The organism is Gammaproteobacteria bacterium (genome assembly GCA_041395445.1).
Lineage (GTDB): Bacteria > Pseudomonadota > Gammaproteobacteria > Xanthomonadales > Marinicellaceae > NORP309.
On the sequence record JAWLAO010000007.1, the window covers coordinates 97,233 to 115,999 of the forward strand.

The 18,767-nt window shown below is 42.7% G+C and carries 14 protein-coding genes; 9 read left to right on the plus strand and 5 right to left on the minus strand.

The genetic code is table 11. The features are described 5' to 3' along the window. Positions 1–303 precede the first annotated feature (303 nt). The gene (locus R3F25_11645; protein MEZ5497457.1) at positions 304–2,103 is read left to right on the plus strand and encodes a S8 family serine peptidase; all 1,800 of its coding nucleotides are present in this window, start codon (positions 304–306) and stop codon (positions 2,101–2,103) included. Positions 2,104–2,232: 129 nt separating this feature from the next. Then, entirely contained in the window at positions 2,233–4,140 is a 1,908-nt protein-coding gene (locus R3F25_11650) for a hypothetical protein (protein ID MEZ5497458.1), read from the plus strand. A gap of 32 nt (positions 4,141–4,172) precedes the next feature. Here R3F25_11650 and R3F25_11655 read toward each other — a convergent pair whose 3' ends face one another. Genes R3F25_11655 through leuS form a run of 5 tightly spaced genes read right to left on the minus strand, consistent with a single transcriptional unit; the run spans position 4,173 to position 10,078 of the window. Continuing rightward, positions 4,173–4,886: a 2OG-Fe(II) oxygenase gene (locus R3F25_11655; GenBank protein ID MEZ5497459.1), complete on the minus strand. Its 714-nt coding sequence runs from the start codon at positions 4,884–4,886 to the stop codon at positions 4,173–4,175. Positions 4,887–4,891: 5 nt separating this feature from the next. Beyond that, positions 4,892–6,115, minus strand: coding sequence for a phosphopentomutase (locus tag R3F25_11660; protein ID MEZ5497460.1), 1,224 nt, complete (start codon positions 6,113–6,115; stop codon positions 4,892–4,894). Between the two features lie 15 nt (positions 6,116–6,130). Further along, positions 6,131–7,135 (minus strand): DNA polymerase III subunit delta, encoded by a 1,005-nt coding sequence (gene holA / locus R3F25_11665; protein MEZ5497461.1) that lies wholly within the window; start codon positions 7,133–7,135, stop codon positions 6,131–6,133. Then, the gene (gene lptE, locus R3F25_11670) at positions 7,132–7,602 is read right to left on the minus strand and encodes an LPS assembly lipoprotein LptE (GenBank protein ID MEZ5497462.1); all 471 of its coding nucleotides are present in this window, start codon (positions 7,600–7,602) and stop codon (positions 7,132–7,134) included. Before lptE ends, holA begins: the two co-directional genes overlap by 4 nt. Positions 7,603–7,621: 19 nt before the next feature. Further along, positions 7,622–10,078: a leucine--tRNA ligase gene (leuS, locus tag R3F25_11675; GenBank protein MEZ5497463.1), complete on the minus strand. Its 2,457-nt coding sequence runs from the start codon at positions 10,076–10,078 to the stop codon at positions 7,622–7,624. A gap of 155 nt (positions 10,079–10,233) precedes the next feature. On the opposite strand from leuS, the gene R3F25_11680 reads away from it, so the two are divergent. The 7 genes from R3F25_11680 (at position 10,234) to R3F25_11710 (ending at position 18,737) form a co-directional block, all read left to right on the plus strand. Beyond that, a complete protein-coding gene (locus R3F25_11680; GenBank protein MEZ5497464.1) occupies positions 10,234–10,620 on the plus strand; it encodes a DUF1304 domain-containing protein in 387 nt (128 codons plus the stop codon). A 72-nt stretch (positions 10,621–10,692) separates the two neighbouring features. Next, the gene (rlmJ, locus tag R3F25_11685; GenBank protein MEZ5497465.1) at positions 10,693–11,532 is read left to right on the plus strand and encodes a 23S rRNA (adenine(2030)-N(6))-methyltransferase RlmJ; all 840 of its coding nucleotides are present in this window, start codon (positions 10,693–10,695) and stop codon (positions 11,530–11,532) included. A gap of 116 nt (positions 11,533–11,648) precedes the next feature. Further along, positions 11,649–13,217, plus strand: coding sequence for a type I restriction-modification system subunit M (locus R3F25_11690; GenBank protein MEZ5497466.1), 1,569 nt, complete (start codon positions 11,649–11,651; stop codon positions 13,215–13,217). A gap of 10 nt (positions 13,218–13,227) precedes the next feature. Continuing rightward, positions 13,228–14,265 carry a virulence RhuM family protein gene (locus R3F25_11695; protein ID MEZ5497467.1) on the plus strand — a complete coding sequence of 346 codons (1,038 nt, stop codon included), beginning with the start codon at positions 13,228–13,230 and terminating at the stop codon, positions 14,263–14,265. Beyond that, positions 14,262–15,026: a restriction endonuclease subunit S gene (locus R3F25_11700; protein MEZ5497468.1), complete on the plus strand. Its 765-nt coding sequence runs from the start codon at positions 14,262–14,264 to the stop codon at positions 15,024–15,026. Before R3F25_11695 ends, R3F25_11700 begins: the two co-directional genes overlap by 4 nt. Continuing rightward, positions 15,016–15,555, plus strand: a complete 540-nt coding sequence (locus R3F25_11705) for a restriction endonuclease subunit S (GenBank protein ID MEZ5497469.1) — start codon at positions 15,016–15,018, stop codon at positions 15,553–15,555. The genes R3F25_11700 and R3F25_11705 overlap by 11 nt, the downstream gene beginning before the upstream one ends. A gap of 68 nt (positions 15,556–15,623) precedes the next feature. Continuing rightward, positions 15,624–18,737 carry a type I restriction endonuclease subunit R gene (locus tag R3F25_11710; GenBank protein ID MEZ5497470.1) on the plus strand — a complete coding sequence of 1,038 codons (3,114 nt, stop codon included), beginning with the start codon at positions 15,624–15,626 and terminating at the stop codon, positions 18,735–18,737. Positions 18,738–18,767: the final 30 nt, after the last annotated feature.

An 18,767-nucleotide genomic window follows, 5' to 3' on the forward strand; every position in this document is an offset into this window, starting at 1 on the left:
AATCGAAAAAATCAGAAATTTTTATGAATCAAGCAAAAGTCTCAAGTAGTTTAATCCTGTGAGCAATTTTTGCTAAGCAACTGACGAATTGGTTAGATAATAATAAAAATAATTCAAATTTGGGTTGAATTTCTAGTAAATGAAAGGATTTGTTTCACGATTTGACGGCGAGATTTGAAAAAGCGTTTTGTGATAAGAATTCTTTGATAATTCCTCAAGTAATCGCCTTAGAGTTTGAATTTATTATTCAGACTGTGAAACTTCCTTGTTTTTAAAATATAAAAGAGAAGGTGATTTTTAATAATGAAATTTAAAATGAAGACGGCTTATGCGGCCACGTTATTAGCTTTAAGTGGATACGCTAGTGCAGAAAGAATGATTGTTACTCATGACTCAGCGAAGTCAAACAGTTTGAAAGCAGGGCATCATGTTCTGGTTGAAGGTAATGGCTGGTTTGCTGTTGACTTAGATGAAAATGCACAAAGAACCATGAAAGCTATGAACGGATTCAGAAAAATGGAAGTGGATGCAAAGCGTTTTCCTTTATCATTATACAATGATGATGCCGGCGATCCAACAGCACAGCAATTAACCCCGTATGCGGTTTATCAATCACAAGCTAATCAATTGTCGCTTCAATCCGGTCAAAAAGTTTGTATTATTGACTCTGGTTTAGATCGTTCAAATACTGATTTTAACTGGGGTGCGATTACTGGTGATAATGATTCAGGTACAGGTAACTGGGATGAGCATGGTGGACCTCACGGTACACACGTTGCCGGAACTGTTGGTGCAGCAGATAACGGATATGGTGTTGTTGGTATGGCACCGGGTGTCCCAATGCATATCATTAAAGTTTTTAACGAATCAGGATGGGGATATTCTTCAGATTTGGCTTATGCTGCTAACAAATGTACAGCAGCCGGTGCAAATATCATCACTATGAGTTTAGGTGGAGGCGGTGCCAGCTCAGTTGAAGAAAATGCTTTTAATACATTCACTGATAATGGTGGTTTAGTATTGGCAGCAGCCGGTAATGATGGCAATAATGTTCGTTCCTATCCAGCCGGTTACAAATCAGTAATGATGGTTGGTGCAAATGATGCTAACAACAATATTGCCAGTTTCTCGCAATTCCCAACAAACACTGTTACAACAGGTCGTGGTAAAAATCAAAGAACAGAAACTGATGACGGTTATGGAGTGGAAGTAACAGCCGGTGGTGTTGATACACTTTCAACATATCCAGCAGGACTAGCAACACTTTCATCTGTTACAGTTGATGGAGCCGGTGTGGCTTCTGCAGCAACTGATAATACAGGAGATGCTACAGGTGCAACTTATTTCATGGGAACAGCTGAGGCAGTTGATGGTGGTGCAAATGGTAAAATTTGTGTGATTGATCGTGGAAACATTTCATTTGCCGATAAAATTAACAACTGCGGTAACTCTGGTGGTATTGGTGCAATCGTAATAAATAATGTGGCCGGTGATGGTGTTATCTATATGGATATTACTGATGTAACTACAAGTATTCCTGCAGTTGGAACCGCTTTTGAAGATCGTGCAGCAATTGTTGGTTCAAGCACTGCATCAATTTCAATTGGAACAGGTGATTATGGCTATATGAGCGGAACTTCAATGGCAACTCCTGCTGTTGCTGGTGTTGCTGCATTGGTTTGGTCAAACAATCCGGATTGTAACGGTACTGAAATTCGTGAAGCTTTGAAAGCGACAGCTCAAGATCAAGGCGCATCAGGACGTGATGATTACTTCGGATATGGAATTGTTAAAGCAGCTGATGCTCATGCTTATTTGCAAACTAATGGTTGTGAGGGCGGCGGTGTAACACCTCCACCACCACCTCCACCAAGCGGTGATATTGTATTATCCGGTAGCCGTAGCAGCGGTGGAAGAGTTGCAGATTTAACATGGACAGGTGGTTCAACTGCAAATGTTGATGTTTATGTAAACGGTAGTTTCAATAATACTACAACTAACGATGGTGCTATTTCTTTCAATGTGAACAAACGAACAACATATACGTTTACAGTTTGTGAAGAAGGCTCAACGACTGCATGTTCGAATGATGTAACTTTATAATTTACATTTTCAAATGAACAGAGAAAACCCGCACTTGTTGCGGGTTTTTTGTTTTTATAATTTTCTTTTGTCCTATTCCCTATAAAAACGTCGTTAATAGGTTATTAACTTAGTTTTATGGGGAAAACAATGGAGAATAAACTTAAATCAATAATTTTAGTGACCGGACTTCTGCTTGTACAATTTTTGCCTTTCGCATCAATTGCTAATGCAGGTGGAACGGCTTATGTGGGAGATTCCGGCGACTTTCAATGCACACATAATACGATTCAAAGTGCGATTAATGATGCTAACAATTACACATCTATTTTGGTTGCAGCCGGACCAGAAAATAATCGTATCACCTATCAGGAAAATTTAACTATCAGCCGCCCGATGGTTCTTACCGGTGGCTATGAAACTTGTGGAGACGCAATTAGCGGAATCATTTATATTGATTCACCAATGGTGTTTCTCATGGGAACAGGAAATGGCAATGTGATAACGACGAATACAGGTAATGGTACGGGAGTTGATTTCTATCGTTTTGAAATTTCAAATGGACTCGGTAATTTTGGTGGCGCTATAAGCAGTACAAACACTGGGTTAAGGTTGATTAACTCTTTTGTTCATAGTAGTAATACAAACTCATTTGGCGGAGGTATATATTCATATAACAATACGTTAGATACACAGAATTACCAACTAGAATTGAGAAATACTGTTGTTGTTGGGAATCAGGCATTGTTAGGTGGTGGTGGAATTTATGCTGAGAATACCAATGTGTTAATGGACGAAGATTCTGGTGTCTCTCTGAATTGGGTGAATCATGCAGATGGTAATGGAGGAGGAATATATTTAAAGAACTCTAGTATGGACTTTTATGGTGGAACCAATGATGAACCGAACCCTGTTGATATCAGAAGTTACAGAGGGATTAGTTTAAATACTGCTCCTCAGCATGGTGGCGGCATTTATGCATTAAACACCTATGTGAATTTGTTAGGAAGCCATTATCAAGGAGGCCAAAACAATGTATTTGGAAATCATTTTACACCGTTAAATATCAACAATAATACTGCAGATTCTGATAACGATAATAATGGTGATGGTGGTGGAATTTATATCACTGGAGGTTTTTTGGCCCCGGCATCATTGAGACTCCATAGAGCAAAAGTTGTCAATAATTCTGCTTGGAGAGGTGGTGCTTTTTATGTCGGATACAATACGACTTTTAAAATGCAGCGCACTCGAGATCAAGGTTTGGTTCAAGGAGAAAATGATTGTTGGAGTTATGAATGCAGTGTTTTAAAGGGGAACACTTCTAATTTTAAAGGTGGTGCGTTATTTGTTGAAGACGGAGCCACCGCCCTAATTAGTCAAACTCATATTACTGATAATCGCTCTGATTATGGAACTGTGCTCTATGTGGACTCAACTGATAGTGTGAACACTATTAATCTCGATCAAAACCTGATTGTTCACAATGGTCGTGATGGAACAGGTGGTTTTGAAGACAGGTATGTTATTGATATGTATAACAACTCTGAAGTCATTTCAGGAAATGATTTAGCAGTCAGATTGATGTTCAACACAATTTCGGATAATCATGCCACACAAGCGGTATTTGCAATGAACGGTGTGTTGAATTATCTTGGAGTTTTCAGTTCTATCATCCATGACCCGACATCAACAAAACTAGGCGATTTGTTTGGAGCATTCAGCAGTGCAGAATTTGATTGCGTCAACGCCAATGAAACGACATCCATCGGTGTTGCTTATGCAACTCTGACTCGGATAAGTGCTGATAATCCCGGATTTATTGTCAGAAACTATGATTATCATTTAAAGCCAACTTCAGCTATGAAAGATTATTGTGATAACAGTCGAACTGACGGAATTGTTAGTATCACCAATGATATTGATGATGATACTCGAGCCGTAAATGATACCGGTATTCCGGATTTTTATGGAGCATGGGATTTGGGCGCGGATGAAAATACAAATTCTCACACAGACATTACTGATGTGATATTTATTGACTCCTTTGATTGGTAAAATAATTACACTTAAAAAATGTATCAGCAGTTTTATTTAGGAATGGACTGTTGATACATATCTGCCGCTCTTTGAAACATAATCCAACTGGTGAAAATATACTTATCATTGGAAATTGGCATATTTCCACGATGGGTATGGGTGAAATCAGCCGGAGCAATGACCAAAGTGCCTTGCTTCGGTTTTGATTTCAGATTTTGATAATAAAACTCGGTTTCACCACCTTCTTCCACATCATTCAGATAAAACATATAAAGCAAAGCCCGGTGCAATGAGTCCTGATGAGGATCGGACGGATGAGGATAAAATTCCGAGTGCCAATGAAAGTAACCACCTTGTCCTTTAAGATATTGTTGCATGTTCACCGAACCAAGGCGGTAAACAGCACTAAGAAGCCCCGAAATCTGGGCATCATCCATTGCTGCAATATCTTTATAGTTAACAGGCTTGACTTCTCCGACGGAATTTTTATACATCATAGAGACAGCCCCTGAAAGCAAAAACGGAAACTTGCGAGTGTATTGAATAAATCCTTGTAAAACAGCATTTTGCACAACCATCATTTCATTTTGCCATTCACTGGCAAAATTGGTAACGGTGATGTCAATACTGTTTTTCTTTACCAAATCCACTCCGTTTCCGGTGCGGCCTTGGTGTTTGTTTTGGCTTTTATCAAATTTTGCGATGCAACTTTCGCAAAACTCTTTGCTCAGAGCATTTTCGTACATTTGAATAAATTCACTCATAGTTTTTACTCCAGATGGATGGCTTCTCCATGTTTCAATGGAAGCAATTGGAAGTGTTTGGCGATGGTCTGTCCCATATCGGCAAAAGAACTTCGTTTACCTATTTGTTGTGGTTTAACTTTATCACCAAAAAATAAAACAGGAACGTGCTCCCGTGTGTGATCCGAACCTTTAAACGTCGGATCGCAACCATGATCGGCAGTAATCAAAGCAATGTCATCTTCCCGCATTAAATCTAATAATTCAGGGATTCGTTTGTCAAACTGTTCAATCGCATGAGCATAACCGGCAACATCTCTTCGATGTCCGAAATGGCTGTCGAAATCAACAAAATTGACAAAAATCAGGGTTTTGTCATCGGCCATTTTGAGTTCATCAAGCATGGCATCAAACAGTTCCATATTGTTCTTTGCTTTGACGGTTTTAGTAATGCCTTGATTGGCAAATATATCGGTAATTTTCCCCACTGCTGTTACTTTTCCGCCTTGAGCCACTAATTTGTCAAGCAATGTTGGTTCTATGGGCTTAGTGGTTAAGTCTTTACGATTAGCGGTACGGATAAAATTTGCGGCATTATTGCCAATAAATGGTCTAGCAATCACACGAGTGATGTTGAGTTCTTCCGTCAGACCTTTGGCAATTTTGCAAATTCGATACAATTCATCCAAACCGAAATGCTCTTCATGGGCTGCAATCTGAAAAACCGAATCTGCTGAAGTGTAACAAATTGGTTTGCCTGTTTTTATGTGTTCTTCACCTAATTGTTTAATGATTTCAGTACCGCTGGCATGGCAATTGCCCAGAATCCCCGGAATTTTTGTCAAAGTGATAAAATCCTTGATGAGTTGCTCAGGAAAACAAGGCTCTGTTTTTGGAAATGTCGACCAAGCAAAAGGAACCGGCACTCCGGCCATTTCCCAATGACCGCTGGGTGTGTCTTTATCCTTGCTTTGTTCTTCAGCAAAACCGTAACAATATTCTGGTTGAATAGTTTTATCCAATCCTGCCATCGTTTGACCGCAACTGTCATGTAAAGCGTGTGCCATGCCCAATCGTGTTAAATTGGGAATATGCAATGCACCAGAACGGTTTTCGTTATCAGCCTTGCCTTCATAACACGCCTGAGCAATGTGTCCAAGCGTATTGGTTCCTTCATCGCCATAAAGATGAGCATCGGCGCTGGCTCCGATTCCCAGAGAGTCCATAACTAAAATAATTGCTCTTTTCATAGCTTTAGTAACAAATCAGTAACAAAATTTCATTGTCCATTTTTCAAATTCAAGCCAGGCATCTCCTTGTGCCTGACCTTTAATAACTTTATCCAGCTGAGCCAGTCCGACCATAAGATTTTCCAGTTTCAATGCGTTAAGGCGATTCAGAGTTGATTGAATAAGTGCTTGCTGATTTTGCCAGATTCCGTGTTTGCGATAATCAGCCGGTGAAGCTCTTTGTCCTCTCTGTTTCAAATAAGCAAAATACAAAAGGATTCGTGTTTGACGTTCCAAAGCCCAATGCAGAACAACAGTTGGTGTGTTGTTTTGTTTGAGTGAACGAAGCATTTTCAAAACTCTGGGTGCTTTGTTTTCCATCAGTGAATCCGTTAGTTGAAAAACATCAAAACGTGAGCTGTCAGCAACCACTTGAGCAATTTCCTTTGCAACAATCGTTTGGTTGCCATATCGCATTTTGAGTTTATCCAGTTCCTGAGCGGCTGCCAGTAAATTTCCTTCCAGTCGTTGGGCTAAAATGGCGATGCTGTCATTATCGGTATTCAAACCGATTTTGCGACATCGGTTTCGTAACCATTGAACAAAATCATTGGCTTTCGGAAGATACACACGCATGAATGTTCCCAGTTGCTCAATGGTTTTGACCCACTTGGTTTTATCATTGGCCGCCGTCCATTCTTCACATTGAATCAGCAGACAAATATCCGGCGGAATATTCTCAACGAATTGAATAATGGCTTTGGAACCGGCAGCTCCTGGTTTTCCTGTGGGAAGATGCATTTCCATCAATTTTTTTTCAGCAAACAGCGACATATTCCCCATGCTGGCAAAAAGAATGTCCCATTGAAATTTATTATCGACATGCAATACTTCTCGTTCGACAAAACCTTCCAGTTTGGCTTTGTTGCGAATCAAATCGGCGGCTTCTTTCAGTTGTAATGGTTCATCACCAACGATCAGATAGCAGGATTGTAAACCTTGTGCCAGTTGAGATTCGAGTTGGTTGGCGTAGATTTTCACTGAGTTTCGGAATCGGCATTAATCTGACGAATAATCGCCCAAGCCATATCTTCTGCCAATTGTTTGCGAAGTGTTTGTTCTTCTTGTTGTCCGCCACTAATCTGCTGAACATCAAAAGAGTAGTCTTGTTCAAGATGAAGTTCTCTGATTTCGCTATCAGCAATGCGGTATTCGACATCATATTCCAGACGGTATTCCTGAACCTGGTTATTGACACCGACCGATTGGATGATTTTTGATAGACTATCTTTAGTAATCACTAAATGACTAGCTGTTTCGCTGTTTTTATCAGCTAATTTAACACCGGAAGCGAGTAAAGCCTGCACCAAAGGTCGTTTGAGTAACGATTGAGCGGAAATATCAATTTTTATCAGCGGATAATTTTGTGCCAGCGAGTTTGCTGAACGCAGGTGATAACCACAACTACTGACTGTTATTACTAAAATTAAAATGAATAATCTTCTCATAAAATATCTCAAATAAATGTTACCCGACAACAATGTTCACCAGGCGTCCCGGTACAACAATGATTTTTCGAATCTGGAAACCTTCGGTGAATCTTTGAACATTTTCATCAGCAAGAGCGGTACTCTCAATGGTTTCCTTATCAGCATCAGCGGACACATCAATTTTGCCACGAAGTTTGCCATTGACCTGAACCATCAGTTGAATTTCATCTCTGACTAATGCTTTTTCATCGACTTGTGGCCAGCTGACATCAACCAACAATTCTTTATGACCCAATTGATACCATAATTCTTGGGTGATATGCGGAGCGATTGGAGACAACATTTTGATGATAGCTTCCCAACCTTCATTCGATACTGCTTTTCCAGCATCGCTACTGTCATCAAATTTCACCAACGCATTAGTGAGCTCCATACAGGCTGCAATCGCTGTGTTGAACACCATTCTTTTACCATAATCATCAGAAACTTTTTTAATGGTTTCATGAGTTTTTAAACGCATGGCTTTTTGTTCAGAAGTTAAATCATCCTGTACAAATTCAGTTGTTTTTTTGCCGGTTTCAACAAAGTTGGTGATATTGGTCCAGATTTTGTTCAGATAACGAAACGAGCCTTCCACACCTTCATCCGACCATTCCAGAGAATGCTCCGGCGGTGCGGCAAACATGGAAAACAACCGTACTGTATCGGCCCCGTATTTATCAATCAAATCCTGAGGATCAACGGTGTTGCCTTTGGATTTAGACATTTTTGCTCCGTCTTTCAAAACCATACCTTGTGTCAACAGATTTGTAAATGGTTCATCCGATTTGACATAACCAAGGTCTCTGAGGATTTTGTGATAAAAACGAGCATACAATAAATGCAAAATCGCATGTTCGATTCCGCCGATATACTGATCGACCGGCAACCAATAATCAGCCGAATCATCAAGAATGCTTTCGTCATTGTGTGGATTGGCAAAGCGAGCGTAATACCATGACGATTCCATAAAAGTATCGAAAGTATCGGTTTCACGTTTTGCAGGCTTTTGGCAACTTGGACAAGTGGTTTGGTAGAACTCCGGCATTTGTTTAATGGGGGAACCGCCTTTTTCATCAAATTCCACTTCCTCGGGTAACATAACCGGCAAATCATTCTCAGGAACGGCAACTGTCCCACAGTCGTCACAATAAATCACCGGAATTGGACATCCCCAATAGCGTTGACGGGAAACGCCCCAATCACGCAGACGGAAATTGATTTGCTCTTTGCCGATTCCACGGGTTTCCAGTTCATTTTTAATCGCTTCAAAGGATTGTTGGAAATCCATTCCGTCAAAACTTTCAGAGTTAATGAGCTTGCCTTTTTCAACATAGGCTTCTTTGGATAAATCAACTTCGTCGCCGTTAGTTGATTCGATAACCTGTTTAATTTCAAGATTGTATTTGGTTGCAAATTCCCAGTCGCGTTGATCATGAGCCGGAACTGCCATCACTGCACCGGTTCCATAGCTGAACAGCACGAAATTTGCAATCCAGACCGGAACTTTATCACCGGTCAAAGGATGAACAGCATAAAAACCGCTGAACTTACCTTTTTTCTCCATGGTTGCCATTGCCGCTTCATTGCTTTGCTCTTTTTTGCAATTATCCAAAAATGTTTGTAATTCGGCATTATTCTCTACAGCTTTTTGAGCCAAAGGATGTTCGGGTGCGACAGCCAGATAACTCACGCCGAATAAAGTATCAGGACGTGTGGTATAAACCGAAACCTTGCCAAAATCTTCAACTTCAAAATCCAACTCGATGCCTTTGGATTTACCAATCCAGTTACGTTGCATGGTTTTAACCGAATCCGGCCAGCCTTCAAGGTTATCAATTTCGGATAACAGTTCATCGGCATAATGCGTGATTTTCATAAACCATTGCGGAATGGTTTTCTTCTCAACAATCGCTCCGGATCTCCAGCCACGACCGTCAATCACCTGCTCATTGGCCAGAACGGTTTGATCCACAGGATCCCAGTTAACTGTTGAATCTTTGCGATAAACCAAACCTTTTTCCATCAATTTGGTAAAAATTAACTGTTCCCATTTGTAGTATTTGGGATCGCATGTTGCCAGCCTGCGTGACCAGTCATAAGCCAGACCCATTTGCTCAAACTGATCCGCCATATAATCCATATTGGCATAAGTCCACTTTGCCGGAGCGGTATTATTTTTGATGGCAGCATTTTCCGCAGGCAATCCAAACGCATCAAATCCCATCGGTTGCAGAACATTTTTTCCGAGCATTCTCTGGTAACGTGTGATGACGTCACCAATGGTGTAATTACGCACATGACCCATGTGCAGGTTTCCACTGGGATAAGCAAACATGCTGAGACAATAGAATTTTTCTTTACTGCTGTCTTCTGTGACTTCAAATGTTTTTTCATCGCGCCATATTTTCTGAATGGCTTTTTCAAGAATTTGCGGATTGTATTCTGCGCTCATTGATTCAATTAATTTAGAGTAATCGCTTATTATAATTTAATTTGGGAATATAACCAGAATCCATAGAGAAGTTTCTATCTTTATCGACAAATGTACGAATTTGAGAATGAACCGTGATAAAGTATGTTTGACAGAATTGAAAAGGGGATAAAACAATGAATTTAAGTGTGCAAGTTTTTGCATTGATAGCAGCATTGCTACATGTTTTGATTTTTTGTATGGAAAGTCTGTGGTTTATGAAACCCGGAGTTTATAAACGATTTGGTGCAAAAACAGTTGAAGATGCTGAATCAAAGCGATTATTTGCTTTTAATCAGGGTTTTTATAACCTTTTTCTCGCCATAGGAATTTTTATAGGATTAGGGTTGCTTCATAGTGGTGGCTATCTTCAAGTTGCTCAAACTTTGATACTGTTTTGTACGGCCAGTATGCTTTTTGCCGGAATCGTATTGATTATATCGGGTGGAATACGCATGTTACGCGCCGGAGTGATTCAGTTACTATTTCCATTACTCACATGGGTCTTTTGGGCCTGGTTTTAGTTGATAAATTTCAGGTGAAAATTTTCAAGTGGTTCTTCCAAAATTAGTTGATACTTTTAGCGGGCACTTTCCTTGTTAAGTTACAGACACTCCTTTCATGCCGGTAATTTTGCTGATTTGCTCAAACATATTGTGTTGGTGGAAATCCTGCAACATCTGACACATAAAGATACTGCTTTTGAATACATCGACACGCATTCAGGCGTTGGTTTGTATGATTTACAGAGTTCAGATTCGCAAAAACTACATGAATATACCGAAGGTATCGGAAAGCTCAATTTTGAAGAATTCCCGGAATTGAGTCGTTATTTCGATGTCATAAAGTCTTTTAATGACTCCGATACTATCAAGTTTTATCCCGGTTCACCGTCGATTGCACAATACTTTCTGCGTATGCAAGATCGTGGCTGGTTGTTTGAACTTCATCCTAAAGATTATGAATTACTGCAAAGTAATTTTTCTCGTTGTCGAAATATCCGAGCCCGGTATCAGGATGGATTTAAAGGACTAATGGCACTCGTTCCACCTAAAAGCAGGCGCGGTGTTGTGTTGATTGATCCATCTTACGAGATAAAGTCCGATTATAATCAGGTGATTGATGCTGTCATCAAAGCTCATAAAAAGTTTGCTCAAGGCATTTACTGTATCTGGTATCCCGTTGTCGATCGGCAAAATATTCAGAAAATGGAGAAAAAAATTATCCAAAGCGGAATTAAAAATATTCAGAGGTTTGAGTTGGGAGTTACAGAGGATTCTTCACAATCAGGCATGACTTCATCAGGAATGATAGTTATCAATCCGCCATGGAAACTTTTTGATAAAATGTCACAGCTATTACCCAAACTTTCCCGGCATCTCAGAGATAATAATCAACCCATCTTTAAATGCGAAGTGCTAGTGGGTGAATCATAGTCTATTTTTCCTAGTGTTAAAAACCAGAAATCATGCTTTCTTCTTTATGATTTTTACTTATAATGATATTTTATCAGGCACATATTTCAAATATTTAGGAAAAGGATAACAACATAATGACAAGCACCCAACAACGCGCCGCCCTGCAACGCCAGATCTGGGCCATTGCCAACGATGTACGCGGTGCTGTCGATGGCTGGGATTTTAAACAATACGTATTGGGTACGCTGTTTTACCGCTTTATCAGCGAAAACTTTGCCGCCTACATTGAAGGCGGGGATGACAGCGTTAACTACGCCGAATTGCCCGATAGCGTGATCACGCCCGACATCAAAGACGATGCCATCAAAACAAAGGGCTATTTTATTTACCCCAGCCAGTTGTTCGTAAACGTTGCCAAAAATGCCAATACCAACGAAAGCCTGAATACCGATCTGGCGGCCATCTTTGCGGCTATCGAAGCCTCGGCCAGTGGTTACCCTTCCGAGCAGGATATTAAAGGCCTGTTTGCCGATTTTGATACCACTAGCAACCGCCTAGGCAATACCGTAAAAGACAAAAACAAGCGCCTGTCCGATGTAATCAAAGGCGTAGCAGGGCTGGAATTCGGCGACTTTGAAGGCAGTCATATTGATCTATTTGGTGATGCCTACGAGTTTTTGATCTCCAACTATGCTGCCAATGCCGGTAAATCCGGTGGTGAATTTTTTACCCCGCAGCATGTCTCCAAACTCATTGCCCAGCTGGCGATGCATAAGCAAGAAAAGGTTAACAAAATCTTCGATCCTGCTTGCGGTTCCGGTTCACTGCTTCTGCAAGCCAAAAAGCATTTTGACGCGCACGTAATTGAAGAGGGCTTCTTTGGCCAGGAAATCAACCACACCACATTCAACCTGGCGCGGATGAACATGTTTTTGCACAACATCAACTACGACAAGTTCAATATTCAGCTGGGCAACACGCTGATAGCCCCGTACTTTGGCGACGACAAACCCTTCGATGCCATCGTCTCCAACCCGCCTTACTCGGTAAAATGGATCGGCTCAGACGACCCGACCTTGATTAATGACGAACGCTTTGCCCCCGCCGGCGTGCTTGCCCCAAAATCCAAAGCCGACTTTGCTTTTGTGCTGCATGCGCTCAGTTACCTATCGAGCAAAGGCCGCGCGGCGATTGTCTGCTTCCCCGGTATTTTTTATCGCGGCGGCGCTGAGCAGAAAATCAGAAAGTACCTGGTGGACAATAACTATGTGGAAACGGTGATATCGCTGGCACCCAACCTGTTCTTTGGTACCACCATTGCCGTGAATATTCTGGTGCTGAGCAAGCACAAGACGGATACCCACACCCAGTTCATCGACGCCAGCGCCCTGTTCAAGAAGGAAACCAACAACAACGTACTAACTGACAATGATGACGAGGAAAATCCGGGGCATATACAGCAGATCATGCAGGCCTTCGACAGCAAGGCCACTATCGACCACTTCGCCCGCTCGGTGCCGTTCGAGGAAATCGCCGCCAACGACTACAACCTGTCGGTCAGCAGTTATGTGGAAGCCAAAGACACCCGCGAAGTGGTGGATATTGGTGAGCTCAATGCCGAGCTGAAAATCACCGTCGCCAGAATTACCCAGCTGCGCCAAGACATTGATGCGATTGTGAGCGAGATCGAAGGGAGCGAATAAGGAAGGAGCCATGAGCAAAACAACCAAACATTCCCCCACCATACGCTCGTCTGCTGCTGAATATCTCACCTTTGTGGCTGCCAGCGGCGAAGGCGGTGTTGAAGCAATTTATGTGGATGAAGATGTCTGGCTCAGCCAGAGGATGATGGCGGTTCTGTATGATGTGAACGTACGAACCATCAACGAACACCTGAAAAAAATCTTCACTGACAATGAGTTACAGGAAGATGCAGTTATCCGGAAATTCCGGATAACTGCCACCGACGGTAAAACCTACAACACCCAGCACTACAACCTCTCGGCCATCATCGCCGTGGGCTACAAGGTAAACTCCGAGCGAGCCGTACAGTTTCGCAAATGGGCGACCCATATTGTTAAGGAATACACCATCAAAGCCTATGTGATGGATGACGAGCGCCTGAAAAATGACGGCTCTATTCTTGGCAAAAAATACTTTGAAGAACAGCTGCAACGTATTCGTGAAATACGCCTGAGCGAGCGCAAGTTCTACCAGAAAATTACCGACATCTACGCCACTGCCATTGACTACGATGTCACCGCAACCGCCACCCAACGCTTTTTTGCCACCGTGCAAAACAAACTGCACTGGGCTATCCACGGCCAAACCGCCGCAGAGGTGGTTTACAACCGCGCCGATGCCGACAAAAAAAATATGGGGTTAACCACATGGAAAGACGCCCCGCAAGGCAAGATTCAGAAGTTTGATGTCACTGTAGCCAAAAATTATTTAACCGAAAACGAAATGGCGCAGCTCTCAAGATTGGTGAACGCCTACCTCGATATTGCCGAAGATATGGCACAGCGAAACATACCCATGACCATGGCCGACTGGGAAGAAAGGCTCAACCGCTTTATTACCGCCACCGACCGCGACATTTTGCAAGACGCCGGCAAAGTTACCGCGGAAATTGCCAAAGCCCGCGCCGAAAGCGAATTTGAAAAATACCGCATTGTGCAGGATCGCCTTTACCAATCCGATTTTGATAAATTGGTGAACCAGCTTTCTGAAAATGGGGATGATGCATGAGCGGCGTGAGTTTTCACCCTAAAGGGCACATGATGGAGAAGCTGCTGGATGGGGTTGAGGTGGAGTGGAAAGCTCTAGGAGAAGTGTGCGACTTCAAAAATGGATTCGCGTTTAAGAGTAGTTTGTTTAAAGAAGCTGGCTTACCGATTGTTAGAATTACCAATGTGGATGGAAAAAACATCTCCTTGGCCGACGTAAAGTATTTTGATCCGTCGGACTATAAGGAAAATACAGCTTCTTATGAAGTTAACAAAGGCGATATTTTAATTGCCATGTCTGGAGCGACTACCGGAAAAATTGGCTTTTACGCTCATGAACATCCCGCCTACCTGAATCAACGAGTAGGAAAATTTTTACCCAAACCAAAAATTCTCAACAATCGGTATTTATATCACTATCTTCTTTCAAAAGTTGAGCAGATTTATGTGATTGCGGGTGGCGGTGCACAGCCAAACCTTAGTTCAAATGCACTAATGGCAAAGATTCAAATCCCCATCCCCTGCCCAGACAACCCAAAAAAATCGCTGGAAATCCAGGCCGCTTTCGTGCGTATTCTGGACGCATTTACCGCCATGACCGCCGAGCTGACCGCCGAGCTGACCGCCGAGCTTAACCTGCGCAAAAAACAATACAACCACTACCGCGACCAGTTGTTGAGTTTTGCATTCCCCTCCTCTGGAGGGGTGCCCGAAGGGCGGGTGGTCAAGAAGTGGAGTGGAGGACGTTGGGGAAGTGGCAGAGTATTCAAAAATGCGCATTAGCTCTGAACAGCTTAATAAAACGAATTATGTAGGTGTTGACAATCTTCTACAAAATCGAGCAGGAAAAATAGACTCTAATCATGTTCCAACCTCTGGAAACTCAACAGAGTTTTGTGATGGAGATATTCTAATTGGGAATATTCGCCCTTACTTGAAAAAGATTTGGCGTGCAGATTGTAGAGGTGGAACAAATGGTGATGTACTCGTGGTACACCCAACGAGCGGAGCCGTAAGTTCCCAATATTTATATCAAGTTTTAGCTGACGATAAATTCTTCGAATTTAATATGCAGCATGCTAAAGGCGCAAAGATGCCGCGTGGAAACAAACCTAAAATAATGGAATATAAAATTCCAGTTCCCTCGCCAGAAGAACAAGCCCGCATCGTCGCCATTCTCGACAAATTCGACGCGCTCACCCACTCCCTCACCGAAGGTCTACCCCGCGAAATCGAACTGCGCCAGAAGCAATACGAATACTACCGCGATTTGCTGTTGAGCTTCCCTAAACCAGAAGCCGCCGCCGCTTAAGATGAACAAGATGCTGATGGTCATAACCAAACAACAAAGAGACACTACACAGGTGTCAAGGAATACCTATGACAGAATATAAAGCCATCGCTGAATCTAAAAACTTCATCGTACTCGATAAGTACAGCAAGGAATGGCAGGTAGCTGAGACGTACCAAAGCGAAGATGCTTTAGAGCGCGAGCTGATTCAGGATTTGGTCAATCAAGGTTATGAATACCTACCTGCGCTGATTAACCCGGAAGCCATGCTTGCCAATGTTCGTGTGCAATTACAGGCACTTAATAACGTCGAGTTTTTAGAGGGCGAGTGGCAGCGCTTTGTCGAGACCTATCTGGATAAGCCCAGCGACACCATTGTTGATAAAACTCGAAAGATTCACGATGACTATATCCACGATTTTGTGTTTGACGATGGCCGCATTCAAAATATTTATCTGTTAGATAAAAAGAATATTACACGCAACAAGGCGCAGGTGATCAAGCAGTTTGAGCAAACAGGTAGCCATGCCAATCGCTACGATGTCACCATTCTGGTAAATGGCCTACCGCTAGTACAAATTGAGCTGAAAAAGCGCGGCGTGGCGATTCGTGAAGCCTTTAATCAGGTTCATCGTTACAGCAAAGAGAGCTTTAACAGCGAGCATTCGCTGTATAAGTACTTGCAGCTGTTTGTTATTTCTAACGGTAGCGATAGCCGCTATTTTGCCAACACGACGAAGCGCAATAAAAACAGCTTCGACTTCACAATGAATTGGGCGAAGGCCGATAACAGTCTGATTAAAGACCTAAAAGACTTTACCGCTACCTTCTTTCAGAAAAATACTTTGCTGAATGTACTACTACATTATTCGGTGTTTGATGTTAGCGACACGCTGCTGGTCATGCGCCCCTATCAGATAGCGGCCACCGAGCGCATTTTGTGGAAGGTGAAAAGTTCGTTTGAAGCGAAAAACTGGAGCAAGCCAGAGAGCGGCGGCTATATCTGGCATACCACAGGCTCTGGCAAGACCTTAACCAGCTTTAAAGCGGCACGGCTGGCCACAGAACTTGAATTTATCGACAAGGTTTTCTTTGTGGTCGACCGCAAAGACCTCGATTATCAGACCATGAAGGAATACCAGCGCTTTTCACCCGACAGCGTGAATGGTTCCGATAGCACCGCTGGCCTCAAACGCAATCTGGATAAAGACGATAACAAAATCATCGTCACCACGATTCAAAAGCTCAACAACCTGATGAAGAGCGAAGGTGATCTGGCTATTTATAACAAGCAGGTGGTGTTTATCTTCGATGAATGCCATCGCAGCCAGTTTGGTGAGGCGCAGAAGAACCTGAATAAGAAATTCAAACGCTTCTACCAGTTCGGTTTTACCGGTACGCCAATCTTTCCGCAAAACGCCTTGGGTGCTGAAACCACCGCCAGCGTGTTTGGTCGGGAATTGCATTCTTATGTAATCACTGATGCCATCCGCGATGAGAAGGTGCTCAAGTTCAAGGTAGACTACAACGATGTACGCCCTAAGTTTAAGGAAATAGAAACCGAGCAGGACGAGGAAAGGCTGAGTGCCCTCGAAAACAAACAGGCCTTGCTACACCCAGAGCGTATCCGGGAAATCTCCCAATACATTCTGAATAATTACCGCCAGAAGACCCATCGTCTGCAAGCGAATGCGAAGGGCTTTAATGCCATGTTTGCGGTCAGTAGTGTTGATGCAGCGAAAGCGTACTATGAAACCTTTAAAACATTGCAGGCCGAGGCCGAAAATGGACCTACAAGTAAACCTCTGCGTATTGCGACTATCTTCTCATTTGCTGCCAATGAAGAGCAGGACGCAATTGGTGATATTTTAGATGAGAGTTTTGAAGTCAGTTCCATGAACAGCAGCGCAAAAGAGTTTTTGAGCGCCGCGATTAACGATTACAACGCCATGTTTAAATCTAACTATGGCGTGGACAGTAATGGTTTCCAGAACTACTACCGCAATTTGGCCAAGCGGGTAAAGTCCAAGGAAATTGATTTACTGATTGTGGTAGGTATGTTCCTGACCGGTTTCGACGCGCCAACGCTTAACACCTTGTTTGTGGATAAAAACCTGCGTTATCACGGCTTGATGCAAGCCTACTCACGCACCAATCGTATTTATGATGCCACCAAGACCTTTGGCAATATCGTGACCTTCCGTGATTTAGAGCGGGCTACAGTTGATGCAATTACCTTGTTTGGCGATAAAAACACCAAAAACGTGGTGTTGGAAAAGAGTTACAAGGAATATATGGAGGGCTTTACCGATGTAGTCACTGGTGAAGCGCGGCGTGGTTTTGTGGAGGTAGTCAGCGAGCTGGAGCAACGCTTTCCTGATCCGGCAAATATTGAAAAAGAGTCTGACAAGAAAGCTTTTGCCAAACTATTTGGTGAATACCTGCGGGTTGAAAACATCCTGCAAAACTACGATGAATTCGCCAGTTTGAAGGCACTACAGAGCGTAGACATGAGCGACCCGGAGGCGATAGAAGCATTTAAAGCCGAGCACTATCTGGATGATGAAAAACTGGCAGAGCTACAAACCATAAGCCTGCCTGCCGAGCGCAAGGTTCAGGATTATCGCTCGACCTACAACGACATCCGAGATTGGCAGCGCCGGCAAAAATCAGCCGAGGACAAAGAGCAATCCACTATCGACTGGGATGATGTGGTCTTCGAGGTCGATTTGCTCAAGTCTCAGGAAATCAACCTCGATTACATTCTGGAGCTGATTTTCGAGCACAACAAAAAGAACAAGAGCAAAGTGGATCTGGTGGACGAAGTGCGTCGCGTGATTCGCGCCAGCCTGGGCAACCGTGCTAAAGAAAGTCTTGTGGTCGATTTTATCAATCAGACTGACCTCGACAATATAGGCGATAAAGCCAGTGTGATCGAAGTCTTTTTTGCATTCGCCCAAGCAGAACAACAACGTGAAGCTGAAGAGCTAATCAGTGCAGAAAGTCTTAATGCTGAAGAAGCCAGACGTTATATCGGCGCTTCTCTTAGGCGAGAATATGCAAGTGACAGCGGTAAGGATTTGAATGATATTTTGCCTAAGATGAGCCCATTGAATCCTCAACACTTAATTAAAAAGCAAAATGTGTTTCAAAAGATCTCTGCTTTTGTCGAAAAGTTTAAGGGCGTAGGTGGAAAAATTTAGCAAGCATTTAAAACTAACCATCTGAGGGAA